The following is a 14,725-nucleotide window of genomic DNA, read 5'->3' on the forward strand; positions in this document are numbered from 1 at the left end:
AAAGAGAAGCTTTTGGCTGCGCCGACAGACCTGCTGGCGCGTCCTTACCTTTCGATTCGCCCCCGAATTCCAGCATCAGGTTATCTCAACTCATAAAGTAGAGAATAGGCACGCGCCCAAGCGAGGCAAAATGTCGATGAAATGAGTAGACATTCATTCCTACAACGCGCCTACCCCCCGCGCGGTTCCTGCGCGGCGCGCGCGCAAAGGTCCGGCAAAACCCCCGCGCCCCCCTTGCCTGTCCCGCCCCGCCTCGTGCTATGCCAAGCGCATGTCATCGCACTGTCGCAATCGGCCACCATGCCGCGCCGCGATCCGCCGCACTCCGGCGGACATCGGGGAGAGCATGGACCATGGATGATCCGCAGACGGCGGTAAGCGGCGTTGCAGCAGCAACCAGCCCAGCCGGTGAGGGTGCAGCAAATGCCCCTGCCCCGCCGGCCTATCGCTACTTCAACCGCGAGCTGAGCTGGCTGGCGTTCAACCGCCGCGTGCTCGCCGAAGCGCAGAACCCCAATTATCCGGTGCTGGAGCGGCTGCGCTTCCTCTCGATCTCGGGCAGCAATCTCGACGAATTCATGATGGTCCGCGTCGCAGGCCTCGCCGCGCAAGTCCGGCAGGGGATCGACGAGCTTTCGATCGATGGCCTCACGCCGACCCAGCAGCTGCACGCGGCCTATCGCGGGGTCGAAGAACTGGTGCGCGCGCAGCAGGCGATCCTGGCCGATCTGACCGGCCAGCTGGACGCGGCGGGCATCCGCATCGTCGGGAACCGCAAGCTCGACAAGGTGCAGTCCGACTGGCTGGCGCACTACTTCGAGGAACATGTCTTCCCGGCATTGACGCCGCAGGCGATTGATCCGGCGCACCCCTTCCCCTTCATCAACAACCAGGGCACCGGCATCCTCTTCACGCTTTCGCGGCTGGCGGACGGCGAAGCGGTGACCGAGATGATCCTCGTGCCCCCCGCGCTGCCGCGCTTCGTGCGCATGCCGGGGCAACCGGCCTGCTGGATCAGCATCGAGGAGCTGATCCTGCGCGGTGCGGGCAAGCTCTTCCCCGGTTTCCGCATCCAGGGCCACGGCACCTTCCGCGTGCTGCGCGACAGCGACATCGAGGTCGAGGAAGACGCCGAGGATCTCGTCCGCTATTTCCGCACCGCGATCCAGCGGCGGCGGCGCGGCAAGGTGATCCTGCTGCAGGTTCAGGAAAACTTCGATCCCGAGGCCGAAGCCCTGCTGCGCGACAAGCTGCGGCTCGATCATGCCATGGTGATCAAGGCGGGCGGGCTGCTGGCGATGAACGGGCTTTCGGTGATCGTCGATACCGACCGGCCCGAATTGAAGTTCGAGCCCTACATCCCCCGCTATCCCGAACGCGTGCGCGAGCACGACGGCGATTGCTTTGCCGCGATCCGCACCAAGGACCTCGTGATCCATCACCCGTTCGAAAGCTTCGACGTGGTGGTCGATTTCCTCCGGCAGGCCGCCTCCGATCCGGACGTGGTGGCGATCAAGCAGACGCTTTACCGCGCGGGCAAACAGTCCGCGGTGATCGCGGCGCTGATTGCCGCGGCGGAAGCGGGTAAGTCGGTAACGGCGGTCGTCGAACTCAAGGCGCGCTTTGACGAGGAGCAGAACCTCCACTGGGCCAGCCAACTCGAACGCGCGGGCGTGCAGGTGATCTACGGCTTCGTCGATTGGAAGACCCACGCCAAGGTCTCGATGGTCGTGCGGCGCGAGGGTGATGGCTACCGCACATACTGCCACTTCGGCACGGGCAACTATCACCCGGTGACGGCGCGCATCTACACCGACCTCAGCTTCTTCACCGCAGACCCCAAGTTCGGGCGCGATGCCGGGCTGCTGTTCAACTTCATCACCGGTTATATCGAGCCGAAGGCGACCGAGATGCTGGCGATCGCGCCCATCGGGGTGCGCCGCAAGCTTTATGAATGCATCGACCGCGAGATCGCGCTGGCCGGGGCCGGCAAGCCCGCATCGATCTGGGCCAAGCTCAACGCGCTGACCGACAGCCAACTCATCAACCGGCTCTATGCGGCGAGCAGCGCAGGGGTGGAGATCAATCTGATCGTGCGCGGCATCTGCTGTCTGCGGCCCGGCGTGCCGGGGCTTTCGGAGCGAATTCGGGTCAAGTCGGTGATCGGCCGGTTCCTTGAGCACAGCCGCATCTGGGCCTTCGGCAACGGCGCGCCGCTGCCGAACCGGCGGGCGCGGGTGTTCATTTCCTCGGCCGACGGGATGACCCGCAATCTCGACCGCCGGGTCGAAGTGCTGGTGCCAATCAGGAACCCCACGGTGCACGATCAGGTGCTCGATCAGGTCATGCTCGCCAATCTGCTCGATACCGAGCAAAGCTGGATCCTCGATGCGGACGGCACCTACCATCGTGCCGATCCGGGGCAGACGCCGTTCAACGTGCATCGCTATTTCATGACCAACCCCTCGCTCTCCGGGCGCGGCGCGGCGCTGAGCAAGGGCCGCAAGGTGCCCAAGCTGGCGCTGCGGCGTGGCGGAATGCCGCCCCAGTAACGCCATGACCCGCTTTACCCGCAACTCTGCCTATGTGCCCACCCGGGCGATCATCGACATCGGTTCCAACACCGTGCGTCTCGTCATCTATGGCGGACCGGCGCGCGCACCCGATGTACTGCACAACGAGAAAGTGACCGCGCGGCTGGGCAAGGGTGTGGCCGAAAACGGCAAGCTGGGCCAACGCGCGATGGGTGCGGCGCTGGCGAGCCTGGCGCGCTATCGCACGCTGCTCGATCTGAAGGGCATCACCGAGGTCGATGTCGTGGCGACGGCGGCGGCACGCGATGCGGTGAACGGCCCCCAGTTCCTCGACCAGATCCGCGCGCTCGGCCTTTCGCCACGGCTGCTGAGCGGCGAGGAGGAAGCGATCACCAGCGCGCACGGCGTGATGGGTGCGTTTCCGGGCGCACAGGGCGTGGTGGGCGATCTCGGCGGTGGCAGCCTCGAACTTGTCGATGTCGATGCAGACGGCTGCCGGCACGGTACGTCGCTGCCGTTGGGCACGCTGCGCCTGCCGGGGCTGCGCGCCGGGGGCGAGCGCGCATTCGGGCAGACCATCGCGAGGATGCTCAAGCGCGCGGACTGGCGGGCGGCTCCGGGTTCGACGCTCTATCTCGTCGGCGGATCGCTGCGCGCCTTTGCGCGGCATGCCATGACCATGTCCGGCTGGCCGATCGACGATCCGCATGGCTTCGAGATTGCCGCACCGCAGGCACAGGCGCTTGCCAAGGCGCTTGGGAAACGCAAGCCGGAAACACTGCTGCCGGTGCCCGGGCTTTCAAGCGCGCGCCTTGCCGCGCTGCCCGATACGGCCGCGCTGCTCTTCGTGCTGATCCGCGCGCTGCAGCCGGGGCGGTTGGTGTTTTCATCCTGGGGCCTGCGCGAAGGTGTGCTGTGGGACCGCATGGCACCGGCTGTGCGGATGCAGGATCCGCTGGTCGCGGGTGCGGCCGCCTTTGCGACCGACTACGGCATCTCCGCCGGTACTGGCGCGATGGTGACCGGCTGGACCGCTGCGGCAAGGCTGCCTGCTGCAGCAGCCGGGACGGAGCACCTGCGCCTTACCGCTACGATGCTGTGCCTCGCCACCGCCATGGTCGAGCCGAACCTGCGCGGCGACCTTGCGCGCGAATGGGCGCTGCGTAAGCGCTGGATCGGGGCGTCTCCGGCGGACCGGGCAATGCTGGCGGCCGCGATGATCGCCAATACCGGGCGCTCGGACCTGCCGGCAGATCTTGGCCTGCTGGCATCCCCCGAGCAGCTGCGCGAGGCGCAGGCCTGGGGGCTCGCGACGCGGCTGTGCCGGCGTTTCAGCGGCAATACCGCGCAAGGGATCAGCGGCAGCGCACTGCGCGTTGAAGGCAGCGCGCTGGTGCTCGCTGTGCAGCCGCAGATCGCGGTGCTGGTGAACGAAGGCGTGGAGCGTGATCTCAAGACGCTCGCCGCGCATCTCGGGCTGAAGGCGCAGGTGCGCTAGCGCCCCAGGCTCACCACCACCCTTCGACAAACTGAGGGTGAGCGGGGTTTGGTCGTCAACTCACGTTCCGGCAGCCTGCTCCTTCGCCGCCTCCGCCTCGGCGGCTGCAAGAACGCGCAGGACATTGCCCGACCAGATCTTGGCGACATCGGCCTCGCTGTAGCCGGCGGCGAGCAGCGCCTTGGTGATCTTCGGCAAGTCGGCGATATCTTCCAGCCCCGTCACGCCGCCGCCGCCGTCCCAATCGAGCCCGATGCCGACATGATCGACACCCGCGACCTGCAAGGCGTGGAGGAGATTGGCCATCACGTCCTCGAAGGTGGCGCGCAGTTCCGGGTACTTCGCGTCAATGGCATGGCGCTCGGTGAGCATGGACTGGCGCTCGGCGGTGGTGAGCTTGCGGTCTTCGGGGTACTTTTCCTCGAGCGCCTTCATCGCGGCCTCGCGCTCCGCGCTTTGCTTGAGGCCCTTCACATAGACCGAGTTGATCTGGATGACCCCTCCGGCCGCAGCGAGTGCCTTGAGATGCGCATCATCGATGTTGCGCGGGTGATCGAACACCGCCTTGCAGCCCGAATGCGTAAGCACCAGCGGCGCCTTCGAGAGGCGCAGCGCATCATCGAGCGCGCGGTCGGAGCTGTGCGACAGATCGGGGACGACACCGAGGCGGTTCATTTCGGCAAGCAACTGGACACCGAGCGGGCTGAGCCCATCCCACTTGGCCTTGTCGGTCGAGCTATCAGCGAACTGGTTGGTGCGGAAATGCGCAAAGCCCGCAATGCGCACGCCCATTGCGTAGAAGCTGCGCAGAAGCGTGGGATCATCGCCGAGCGGCCAGGCATTCTCGATCGAGAGGTAGACCACGCGCTTGCCGCTCGCCTTGTTCGCGGCGGCATCGGCGGCCTTGCTGGCGAGCGCGAAGCTTTCGGGGTGGGCGGCGACCATTTCGCGGATCGCCACGCCGCGCATCAGCGCAAAATCGCGCGCCTTGCGGGTAGATTCCGCGTCGAGCGGCCCTTGCGGGGTATAGATCGCCCAGAACCCGCCATCGAGCCCGCCCTGCTTCATGCGCGGCAGATCGACCTGCGTGTAATCCTGCGCCACCTTGTGCGCATCCATGATCGACCAGCCGGGAAGTGCGAGGGAGGCGGGCGTATCGAGGTGGGTGTCAAGCGTCAGCAGCCGCTGCTGGAGCGCACCGGCAGGGTCCGCAGCCTTTTTCGGCGCGCTATTGGCGGGGCCGGCGGCGATGAGTGCCAATGCGGCGGAAGCGGCGAGCAGGAGCGTTCGGGTTTGCATGTGAGCAACCTTCGCGCTGCCGCCGCGAATGTCAATCAGGCGGGATCGGCATCACCCTGCGCATCGGGCCGCGCGGCGGCAAAGGCGGGATGCGCAAGCGCGGCGGCTTCGATCGCTTCCAGCCGGGGATAGTCGGTCCGCGCGCCGAAGCGGCGAGCATTGGCCAACTGCGGGATCAGGACGACATCGGCCAGCGTGATCGCCGCATCGAAGCAGAACGGGCCGCTGCGGTCCTCGATCAGGCGCGAGCAGGCCGCGAGCCCGCTCTCCATCACTTCGCGCGCCCAACCATCGACCGTCGCAGAATCGAGCCCGCGCGAGCGCAGCATGCGCAGCACGCGCAAGTTCTGCACCGGGTGGATATCGCAGGCTATGGCCATCGCGAACGCGCGGATGCGGGCGCGCTCCAGCGGGTCTGTCGGCAGGACTGGCGGCTCGGGATAGCGTTCCTCGAGGTATTCTATGATCGCAAGGCTCTGCGTGAGCACCGCGCCATCCACTTCGAGCGCCGGCACCAGGCCCTGCGGATTGCGCGCGACATAATCGGGCGCGGTCTGTTCGTTGATGCGCAGATCGTGCGGCGCAGCGTCCCACGCAAGCCCCTTGAGCGCGAGCACGATGCGCACCCGCCATGCGGCAGAAGAGCGCCAGTAGGTGTGGAGGACAAGTTCCATGCCCGCGGCAAATAGCGCGGAATTCCGCCGCATGTCATCATTTCCATCGGGTTAAAGGAAAAGTAGTCATTGTGGATGTATATAGAGAGCGTCCGTCATTCCGGACAGACCACCGGGAGCAAGCATGGCCGCCGAACTGCCCGAGCAACGTCCACAGCAGGAGCGCCAGTCAGAGCGCCGCCCGCTGATGGTGCGCGTGCAGTATCGGCGCTCGATCGTGCGGCTCGCAGCGCAGATCCTTGATCTTTCGTGCCACGGCCTGCGCCTTGCCGGCATGGAGCGGCTGCGCGTGGGCGAAAGCGTGTGGATCACCCTCCCCGGCCTGCCACCGCGCCAGGCCAAGGTTGTCTGGGTCGACCGCTTCGAGGCGGGATGCGCCTTCATCGAGCCGCTGCACGAGGCTGTGTTTGATGCGATTGTCGCCGGGCACATGCACTGATTTATGATCCGAACCTGCGGTTCGGATGAGGCGGCACCAGCCCGCTCCCCCCGCCCGGCCACCCACGAGAGTAACCTGAATGGGTGGCCGGGCGGGGGAGCGGGCTGGTGCCGCCTCGAAATCCGCTCTTTCGCGGATTTCGCGAATCGACTGCTTTCAAGCCGCCCCCGCAGTGAGTAGGGGACGGGAATGCTTCGCCTTACCGAACTCAAGCTGCCCCTCGATCACACGACTGCCGATCTCGAAGCCGCGATTGCCGAGCGGCTGGAGATCGAGCCTGCCGCCTTGCTGCGCTACACCGTGGCGAAGCGTGGCAACGATGCGCGTCGCAAGTCGGCGATCAAGCTGGTCTATGCGATCGACGCGAGTGTGACCGACGAAGCCGCTGTGCTCGCGCGCCATGCGGGTGACGTGCAAGTCCGCCCTACCCCCGATACCGCCTACCGCTTTCCGGTGATGGCTCCGGCGGGCTGGCAAGGCCCGCGCCCGGTCGTCATCGGTGCAGGCCCCTGCGGCCTGCTCGCCGCGCTGATCCTTGCGCAGATGGGGCTGAAGCCGATCATCATCGAGCGCGGCAAAGCGGTGCGCGCGCGGACCAAGGACACCTGGGGGCTGTGGCGGCGCAGCGAGCTGACGCCGGAATCGAACGTCCAGTTCGGCGAAGGCGGCGCGGGCACGTTTTCGGACGGCAAGCTCTATAGCCGGATCAAGGACCCGCGCCATCTCGGCCGCAAGGTGCTGACCGAGTTCGTCAAGGCGGGCGCCCCGCCGGAAATCCTGACCGAAGCGCACCCGCATGTCGGCACCTTCCGGCTTGTCACGATGGTCATGTCGATCCGCGAGACGATCGAGGCGCTGGGCGGCGAATACCGCTTCGAGACGCGGGTCGAGGATTTCGTGATCGGCAAGGACGAGCGCGGCGAACGGCAGCTGGAAGGCCTTGTCCTCTCTACCGGCGAAGTGCTGCCCGCGCGGCGGGTGATCATGGCGGTGGGCCATTCCGCACGCGACACCTTTGCCGTGCTGCACAGCGCGGGCGTGCATATCGAAGCCAAGCCCTTTGCGGTGGGCGTGCGCATCGAGCACCCGCAGCGACTGGTTGACGTGGCGCGGTATGGGCCGGGCGCGGGGCATCCGATCCTGGGCCCGGCGGCCTATTCGCTGGCGCATCAGGCGAGCAACGGCCGCTCGGTCTACAGCTTCTGCATGTGTCCGGGCGGGCGCGTGGTGGCAGCAGCTTCCGAACCGGGCCGCGTGGTGACCAATGGCATGAGCCAGTATTCGCGCGCCGAGTTCAACGCCAATTCCGGCCTCGTCGTCGATATCAATCCCGAGCGTGACTATCCCGGCGGGCCGCTCGCGGGCGTGGCGTTCCAGCGCAAGTGGGAGGAGCTCGCCTATGTGGCAGGTGGCAGCAACTACTGCGCGCCGGGGCAGAAACTGGGCGATTTCCTTGCCGGGCGGCCTTCGACCAGTTTCGGCTCGATCACCCCGTCGTACCAGCCGGGGGTCACGCCGACCGACCTTGCGCAGTGCCTCCCCGATTTCGCGATTGCCGCGATGCGCGAGGCGCTGCCGGTGTTCGGCCGTCAGATGCCGGGTTACGACCATCCCGACGTGGTGCTGACGGGGGTGGAAACGCGCACCTCATCACCCGTCAGGATCACGCGGGGGGCCGATCTCCAGAGCCTCAACACCCCTGGCCTTTACCCGGCGGGCGAAGGCGCGGGCTATGCGGGGGGCATTCTTTCAGCAGCGGTGGACGGCATTCGGGTCGCCGAGGCGCTGGCGCTCGAACTTCTGGGTCAGGCGCCTGCTGCACGCGCATAGGCGCTGAGCAGCGACTCCCGCAGCGCGCCAAGCGGGGGCACATCGAGCCCGCCGAGCTGCGCAATGCCGACGATCTCGTCCGCGCCGTAGCACTGCGAGAGGACGATCGCTTCGCCCTTCACCTTCTTGTCGAGCGGCTTTGACCAGAAGGTGTAGACCGTTGGCAGCGCGCGTTCGGTGGGGTCTTCATCGACCACCATGGCCAGGCGGCCCGAGCGCAGCTCGACGAAGGCGCCGATCGGATAGATGCCGACCATCTCGATAAAATCGACCATGATCACGGGATCGAGGCCCTCGCAATGCTCGCCCATATGGCGGATCGCCTCGGCCGGATCGAGCCCGAGGCAACCTTGTTTGCCCGCGACGAGCAGATCGTAGGTGTCACAGATCGCTGCCATGCGCGATAGCTGGTCGATGTCGTTTCCGGCAAGGCGGTGCGGATAGCCGCTGCCATCGAGCCGCTCGTGGTGGCGCAGGCAGACCTTGAGCACCGTATCGGGAATGTCACCCGCCGCTTTCAGCAAGGCATGGCCTGCCAGCACATGCTGGCAATGCGCATCAGTTTCGAGATCGGTGGTGCCACCGGCCCAGACATCCTCCGGGTGCGGCGGGCCACCGGTTTCCTGATTGGCTCCGATATCCATGAGCAGGCCGGCCATGCCCGCATCGCGTGTTTCGGAGACGGAGAGGTTCATCTGGCGGGCCAGCGCGATCATCAGCGCGCTGGTGGCGAGCGCGTGGCGATAGGTTTCCTCGCTATCCTCGCGGCAGCGCAGAAGGCCGTTGAAGGCATAGAGATTGCGCTGCACCGAGGCGTAGATATCGTCGATCAGCGGATCGACCGTGCGTGCGCTGATCCCGCGGCCGAGGCGCGCTTCGATGAACACGCGGCTGACCAGCTTGGAATGGCGCTCAGCGATCTTGCGCGCGGTGCCGAATTCCTTCGCGGTGGCAACGCGGGCGGCCGCAAACTTGTTGGCCGTGGGGCGCAGCGGCGCCAGCGGCATGCCGCGCGAGGGCAGCGGGGCAGCGCCCGCCGTGGCCACCTCGCGCTCGGGCACATTGTTCAGCCCGCGCTCGGTATCGATGATCACAGCTTCAACCGCGCTTCCCTGCAGCACTTCGAGCATCCACATCTCTTCGAGCAAGAACTTGCTCTTCCAGAAGGGATGCTTGAACCAGCTCCCCTCCAGCTTCTGGATGAACATACCGAGCCGGAGCTCGGAGATTTCGACGCGTTTCAGCATGGTCTGATGTTCATGCCACCGGTGTGGCTGAAAGCGGCTGACTGTGCAGCTACGCAATAACCCTGGTCGGTGCGTGCAAAGGGCAATTCCCCCGCCGCGAATTCTTGGCTAGCGTTGGAAAGACAAGCAGAATGACGAGGATGGCCAGATGAGCAGTGCGCATGGCGCGACCCAGAATCCCGGAATGGACGCGGAGGTCTTCGCCCAGTTCCTGGAGCAATTGCAGCGCTATGTGCGCGAGCGGCTGATCCCGGCCGAGGCGCAGGTCATCGCGGGCGATGCGATCCCCGATGACCTTCTGGCCGAAATGCGCGAGATGGGCCTGTTCGGCCTGACGATGCCCGAGGAATACGGCGGCGCAGGCATGAACATCAGCCAGTATATCGAGACGATCCACGCGATCAGTTATGCCATGCCGGCGTTCCGCTCGATCATCTCGATCAACATCGGCATGGTCTGTTCGGCGATCAAGAATGCCGGCACGGCGGAGCAGAAGGCCGAATGGTTGCCAAGGCTGGCGGCGGGCGAAATTGCTGCATTCGGGCTGACAGAACCCGGTTCGGGTTCGGATTCAGCAGGCCTTGCGACCATGGCGGTGCGTTCGGGCAACGGTTATGTGCTCAACGGCACCAAGCGCTACATCACCAATGCGCCCTACGCCAAAGTGGGGCTGATCATGGCGCGCACGAGCAAGGAGAACCTGCCGCGCAACGCCCATGTTTCCGCGTTTCTCGTGCCGCTCGATACGGCGGGTATCACGCGCGGCAAGTCCGACAGAAAGATGGGCCAACAGGGCAGCCATATCGGCGATCTCATCCTCGAGGATGTCTACGTCCCCGGTGAAGCGCTACTTGGCGGCGAGGAAGGCAAGGGCTTTGCCACAGCCATGCAGAGCCTCGACAACGGGCGGCTTTCGGTGGGGGCCGCCGCGACCGCGCAGGCGCGGCGCTTCCTCGATACCGCGATCCGCTATGCCAATGAACGCAAGGCCTTTGGTGAGCCGATCGCGCAGTTCCAGCTGATCCAGGCCATGCTGGCGGACAGCCAGGCCGAAATCTACGCCGCGCAGTGCATGATGCGCGATGCCATCGCCAAGGCAGACGCGGGGCAGAAGATCCTGATGGAAGCCGCCGCGTTCAAGATGTTTGCCTCCGAAATGTGCGGGCGCGTGGCAGACCGCTGCGTGCAAATCCACGGCGGCGCGGGCTATCTCGCCGAATATGAGGCAGAACGCTTCTTCCGCGATGCGCGCATCTATCGCATCTACGAAGGCACCACGCAGATCATGCAGCTGGTGATCGCCAAGCAGATGCTGAAGGACTTTGCGGCAGGCGTCAGCTGACTCCTAAACGTCCGGCGTGTTGCAGGCTTCGGCATCCGGCACGCCCAGCGCCACGAACTGATCCAGCAGCCAGCGCGCGGCGGGTCCAGGAGGGGTGTCTCGCCGCCAGATCGCGGTGAAGCGATAAGCGCCGCCCGGATGATCGGGCATGGCGAGGCGGACCAGCGTGCCCGCCGCCAGATCGCCCTCGATCATCGGCAGCGGCATATTGCCCCAGCCGATCCCTTCGCGCAGCAGCGCGTGCTTGGCGCCCAAATCGGCCAGCCGCCAGGTCTTGGGGCTGACGACGCCAAAATCGCGGCCTGCCGTCGTGCCGGAACGGTCCGAAAGCACGAGCTGGATATAGTCTCGCCCCGCGCCGGGGAGGATTTCGGTCATGCGGCCCAGCGGATGGTCGGGCGCAGCGACAGGGACGAGCAACGTGGCACCCGCGACCTTCCCATCAATTTCGGGAACTTCGGTCGCCAGCGGGCCAGAGACGCCGATGGTGGCAGTTCCGGCCAGGACCATTGCACTGATCGCGCCGAGCGCCTCGACATGGAGCCTGAGCTGCACGGTCGGGAACTCGGCAGCAAACCCGCGCAAGACAGCGGCCAGCCGCTCGGGCGGGACCATGACATCGACCGCAAGATCGACTTCGGCCTCCAACCCGTCGAGCAGGCCCTTGACCTTGGCGCGCAGGCCGTCGACCCCTTGCGCAATGGCTCGGGCCTCGGCCAGCAGCGCGCGGCCGGCCATGGTGAGCTGCGGCTTGCGGGTCCCTTCGCGGTCGAATAGCGAGACACCGAGCTGGGCTTCGAGATTGGCCACGCCGTAGCTGATCACCGAAACCGCACGGCCCAGATTGCGTGCAGCGCCGGCGAAGCTGCCGGTATCGACGATCGTCAGGAAGATGCGCAGCTGATCGAGCGTAGGGGTGCCGGGATTGGCCATCGTTCGGCTCCATAGAACAAATCAGTTCAATTTATCCCACTGATCAGGAAAGCAGGCAAGCGCTATATCGGCTCCAACGAAAGCGCCCCTCCCCTTCCCGGCAGGCGGCGCCGGACAGGAGACAAGACCATGATCGAACTGCGCCCCTTCGCCAGCCTTGGCGGTGAGAACCACGGCTGGCTTGATGCCAAGCACCACTTCTCGTTTGCAGGATACCATGATCCGGCGCGGATGCACTGGGGCAACCTGCGTGTGTGGAACGACGATACCATCGCGCCCCGCACCGGCTTCCCGCCCCACCCGCATCGGGACATGGAAATCATCACTTACGTGCGCGAAGGCGCGATCACCCATGAGGACAGCCTGGGCAACAAGGGCCGGACCGAAGCGGGCGATGTGCAGGTGATGAGCGCGGGCACCGGCATTCGCCATTCGGAATACAACATGGAGGATGTGACGACCCGCATCTTCCAGATCTGGATCATGCCCACCCGCAGCGGCGAGGCCCCCGGTTGGGGCGCACGACCCTTCCCCAAGGGTGAACGCGCCGGGCAGTTCGTAACGCTGGCCTCGGGCTATGAAGGCGACGGCGATGCCCTGCCGATCCGCACCGACGCCCGCGTGCTCGGCCTGACGCTGAAGGCTGGCGAAACCGCGAGCTACCCGCTCGGAAGCGACCGCAAGGCCTACCTTGTACCGGCGACCGGCGCGGTGAAAATCGCGGACGTGACCGTGAATGCCCGCGACGGCGCGGCGATTCGCGACCTTGACGTGCTGACGCTGACCGCACTGGAAGACAGCGAAATCGTGATGGTCGACGCGGCCTGACGTGCAAGCGGGGAGTTTCGGACCCCATCCGGGCTCCCCGCAAGCCGCTTGTTCAGAATTATCGCTCGAATCGCATCAATGAAAGACCATCCATAACGGATCGTTTACCGCTTTTGGTCCATTATGGCATGAAGGCGCAGGATCGGCGCCGAGTGGCTCGTTCAAGGTGATGGTGCGGTAGATGTCCTTCATGGCTCCCATTCCACCGACTGACCAGGTTGTGCGCGAGCAGCGCCAGCCCCGCATCATCCGCGCGCGTCTGGTGCATCGCGATGGCGAAGTGCAGGATATCGTGATCCGCAATGTCTCGGCCACCGGGCTCGGCGCCAGTGCCCGCGGCCCTGCGCCAGTGCGCGGCGAACGCGTGCTGGTGGTGCTGCCCGGCGAGCAGGAAGTGAACGGTATCGTCCGGTGGTTTGGCGGCCACACCTTCGGCATGCAGCTCGACGCACCGCTCGATCTCGAAGCGCTGGGCCGTGCGCTGCAGCGGCAGGCGCATGTCGCGCAGGTCTCGGGCGAATGGAAGGTCGAGAACCGCCATCGCGTGATCACCCCGATGACCGATCCTTCACGCATTCGCCGCGTTTGATCGCCATCACCCAGGCTGAACCTCTACATCAGACTTGCTTAATGGCAGGCGGCTACCCCCGCGCCGGTTGACGGCCCCCGTGCGTGCGCCATGCTGCGCGGCGATGACCAGACAGATCGAAGAACCCGCCCGCCGGATCGACGTGATCCATGAGACCGACGTGCTGGTCGTAGGATCGGGGCCAGGTGGCCTCGCCGCCGCGCTCGCCTCGGCGCGTGCGGGGGTGAAGACCACGCTGGTCGAACGCTATGGCTGCTTCGGCGGGAACATCACACAAGTCGGCGTCGAAGGCTTCGCCTGGTATCGCCACCCCGAAACCATCGACAGCGAAGGCATCGGCCGCGAGTTCGAAGACCGCGCGGTGGCAATGGATGCAGCGCTGCCCGAACCGCAATCGATCAGCCACGCGCTCGATGCCGAAGCCTTCAAGCATGTTGCGGACGTGCTGGTGGAGGAAGCGGGCGTGATCCCGATGCTCCACCGGCTGGTGGTCGCACCGATCATGGAAGGCGACGTGATCCGGGGCGTGATCGTGGAAAGCAAGGCTGGGCGCGAGGCGATCCTCGCGCAGCGGGTCATCGATGCGACCGGGGACGCCGACCTTGCCTTTCGCGGCGGCGCGCCGACCATAAAGCATCCGGTCGACGAGATGATGTCAGTCTCGGTCATGTTCTCGATGAGCGGGGTCAACAAGGCGCGCTTCATCGAGGCGGTGAAGGCCGATCCGCAGACCTATGGCGACTGGTCCGGCGGCGGCGAGTGGGACATCACCACCAGCGGCAAGGAGGACGCAATGTTCTCGCCTTTCCTGCGCAAGCCCTTCCGGCAGGCGCTCGCCGCCGGCCTGCTGCCGCCCAACCTTGCGACGATCGCGGGCACCTGGGGCACGGTCTCGGATCAGGGGGACCTCACTTACCTCAACCTCGTTCACCACTATCTGGATGGCACCGACCCGGACAGCCTGACGCGCGGCGAAATGCACGGCCGCCGCGATGCGATGCATGCCATTGCCGCGCTGCGCGGCTTCATGCCGGGGTGCGAGGGGGCCAAGCTGCGCAACTTCGGCATGACGCTGGGCGTGCGCGACACGCGCAAGATCGACGCGGCCTACAACATGACCGGCGATGATGTGCGCGGCGAAGGACGCTTTGACGATTCCATCGGCATCTTCCCCGAATTCATCGATGGCTACGGCCTGCTGATCCTGCCGACAACGGGGCGCTATTTCCACGTGCCCTATCGCTCGCTGGTGCCCAAGGGGGTTACGAACCTGCTGGTTGCGGGCCGCGTGATCGGCGGGGACAAGGTGAGCCACGCCGCCGTGCGCAACATGATGTGCTGCGCGGTTTCCGGGCAAGGCGCGGGCGTGGCGGCAGCGATTTCGGTGAAGACCGGACGAGATTTCGATGCGCTGGATATTGGCGCGGTGCAGGCGGAGCTCAGGCGGCAGGGCGCGCGGATTCATTGATCGGAGGGTATTGCCGAGCCGCTCTGGACCCCCGCCTGCGCGGG

General features: G+C 65.9%; 12 protein-coding genes. 8 read left to right on the forward strand and 4 right to left on the reverse strand.

All coding sequences use genetic code 11. The annotated features are described in order from the left end of the window. Window positions 1-353: 353 nt before the first annotated feature. Together ACO06X_RS02635 and ACO06X_RS02640 are read left to right on the forward strand one after the other, a co-directional pair. On the forward strand, window positions 354-2,552 hold the full coding sequence (locus ACO06X_RS02635) for an RNA degradosome polyphosphate kinase (RefSeq protein ID WP_421838455.1): 2,199 nt from the start codon (window positions 354-356) through the stop codon (window positions 2,550-2,552). Between the two features lie 4 nt (window positions 2,553-2,556). Next, the gene (locus ACO06X_RS02640; protein WP_421838456.1) at window positions 2,557-4,032 is read left to right on the forward strand and encodes an exopolyphosphatase; all 1,476 of its coding nucleotides are present in this window, start codon (window positions 2,557-2,559) and stop codon (window positions 4,030-4,032) included. Window positions 4,033-4,092: 60 nt separating this feature from the next. Here ACO06X_RS02640 and ACO06X_RS02645 read toward each other — a convergent pair whose 3' ends face one another. After that, window positions 4,093-5,331, reverse strand: coding sequence for a dipeptidase (locus tag ACO06X_RS02645; RefSeq protein WP_421838457.1), 1,239 nt, complete (start codon window positions 5,329-5,331; stop codon window positions 4,093-4,095). Between the two features lie 35 nt (window positions 5,332-5,366). Beyond that, the gene (gene maiA, locus ACO06X_RS02650; protein WP_421838458.1) at window positions 5,367-6,038 is read right to left on the reverse strand and encodes a maleylacetoacetate isomerase; all 672 of its coding nucleotides are present in this window, start codon (window positions 6,036-6,038) and stop codon (window positions 5,367-5,369) included. Between the two features lie 91 nt (window positions 6,039-6,129). Between maiA and ACO06X_RS02655 the strand changes: the two genes are divergently transcribed. Both ACO06X_RS02655 and ACO06X_RS02660 read left to right on the forward strand, forming a co-directional pair. Then, window positions 6,130-6,444 carry a PilZ domain-containing protein gene (locus ACO06X_RS02655; protein ID WP_298173513.1) on the forward strand — a complete coding sequence of 105 codons (315 nt, stop codon included), beginning with the start codon at window positions 6,130-6,132 and terminating at the stop codon, window positions 6,442-6,444. Window positions 6,445-6,633: 189 nt separating this feature from the next. Continuing rightward, complete coding sequence (locus ACO06X_RS02660) at window positions 6,634-8,274, forward strand: FAD-dependent protein (RefSeq protein ID WP_421838459.1); 1,641 nt, start codon at window positions 6,634-6,636, stop codon at window positions 8,272-8,274. Here ACO06X_RS02660 and ACO06X_RS02665 read toward each other — a convergent pair. Then, window positions 8,250-9,521 carry an HD-GYP domain-containing protein gene (locus ACO06X_RS02665; protein ID WP_421838460.1) on the reverse strand — a complete coding sequence of 424 codons (1,272 nt, stop codon included), beginning with the start codon at window positions 9,519-9,521 and terminating at the stop codon, window positions 8,250-8,252. The two genes, ACO06X_RS02660 and ACO06X_RS02665, sit on opposite strands and share 25 nt — an antisense overlap. A gap of 148 nt (window positions 9,522-9,669) precedes the next feature. On the opposite strand from ACO06X_RS02665, the gene ACO06X_RS02670 reads away from it, so the two are divergent. Then, a complete protein-coding gene (locus tag ACO06X_RS02670) occupies window positions 9,670-10,863 on the forward strand; it encodes an acyl-CoA dehydrogenase family protein (protein WP_421838461.1) in 1,194 nt (397 codons plus the stop codon). 3 nt (window positions 10,864-10,866) lie between these two features. Here ACO06X_RS02670 and ACO06X_RS02675 read toward each other — a convergent pair whose 3' ends face one another. Then, window positions 10,867-11,796: a LysR family transcriptional regulator gene (locus ACO06X_RS02675; protein ID WP_298173505.1), complete on the reverse strand. Its 930-nt coding sequence runs from the start codon at window positions 11,794-11,796 to the stop codon at window positions 10,867-10,869. Between the two features lie 129 nt (window positions 11,797-11,925). Between ACO06X_RS02675 and ACO06X_RS02680 the strand changes: the two genes are divergently transcribed. The 3 genes from ACO06X_RS02680 (at window position 11,926) to ACO06X_RS02690 (ending at window position 14,681) form a co-directional block, all read left to right on the forward strand. Continuing rightward, the gene (locus ACO06X_RS02680) at window positions 11,926-12,624 is read left to right on the forward strand and encodes a pirin family protein (protein ID WP_421838462.1); all 699 of its coding nucleotides are present in this window, start codon (window positions 11,926-11,928) and stop codon (window positions 12,622-12,624) included. 190 nt (window positions 12,625-12,814) lie between these two features. Beyond that, on the forward strand, window positions 12,815-13,213 hold the full coding sequence (locus ACO06X_RS02685; RefSeq protein WP_421838463.1) for a PilZ domain-containing protein: 399 nt from the start codon (window positions 12,815-12,817) through the stop codon (window positions 13,211-13,213). Window positions 13,214-13,316: 103 nt separating this feature from the next. After that, window positions 13,317-14,681 (forward strand): FAD-dependent oxidoreductase, encoded by a 1,365-nt coding sequence (locus ACO06X_RS02690; RefSeq protein ID WP_421838464.1) that lies wholly within the window; start codon window positions 13,317-13,319, stop codon window positions 14,679-14,681. The last annotated feature ends 44 nt before the right edge of the window (window positions 14,682-14,725 follow it).

It is taken from the genome of Novosphingobium sp. (assembly GCF_965229225.1).
Taxonomy (GTDB): domain Bacteria; phylum Pseudomonadota; class Alphaproteobacteria; order Sphingomonadales; family Sphingomonadaceae; genus Novosphingobium.

Bases quoted from the DNA above. Each gene is read 5' to 3' on its own strand.
- ACO06X_RS02635 (WP_421838455.1), top strand. From the start codon at position 354: ATGGATGATCCGCAGACGGCGGTAAGCGGCGTTGCAGCAGCAACCAGC.
- ACO06X_RS02640 (WP_421838456.1), top strand. From the start codon at position 2,557: ATGACCCGCTTTACCCGCAACTCTGCCTATGTGCCCACCCGGGCGATC.
- ACO06X_RS02645 (WP_421838457.1), bottom strand. From the start codon at position 5,331: ATGCAAACCCGAACGCTCCTGCTCGCCGCTTCCGCCGCATTGGCACTC.
- maiA (WP_421838458.1), bottom strand. From the start codon at position 6,038: ATGCGGCGGAATTCCGCGCTATTTGCCGCGGGCATGGAACTTGTCCTC.
- ACO06X_RS02655 (WP_298173513.1), top strand. From the start codon at position 6,130: ATGGCCGCCGAACTGCCCGAGCAACGTCCACAGCAGGAGCGCCAGTCA.
- ACO06X_RS02660 (WP_421838459.1), top strand. From the start codon at position 6,634: ATGCTTCGCCTTACCGAACTCAAGCTGCCCCTCGATCACACGACTGCC.
- ACO06X_RS02665 (WP_421838460.1), bottom strand. From the start codon at position 9,521: ATGCTGAAACGCGTCGAAATCTCCGAGCTCCGGCTCGGTATGTTCATC.
- ACO06X_RS02670 (WP_421838461.1), top strand. From the start codon at position 9,670: ATGAGCAGTGCGCATGGCGCGACCCAGAATCCCGGAATGGACGCGGAG.
- ACO06X_RS02675 (WP_298173505.1), bottom strand. From the start codon at position 11,796: ATGGCCAATCCCGGCACCCCTACGCTCGATCAGCTGCGCATCTTCCTG.
- ACO06X_RS02680 (WP_421838462.1), top strand. From the start codon at position 11,926: ATGATCGAACTGCGCCCCTTCGCCAGCCTTGGCGGTGAGAACCACGGC.
- ACO06X_RS02685 (WP_421838463.1), top strand. From the start codon at position 12,815: ATGGCTCCCATTCCACCGACTGACCAGGTTGTGCGCGAGCAGCGCCAG.
- ACO06X_RS02690 (WP_421838464.1), top strand. From the start codon at position 13,317: ATGACCAGACAGATCGAAGAACCCGCCCGCCGGATCGACGTGATCCAT.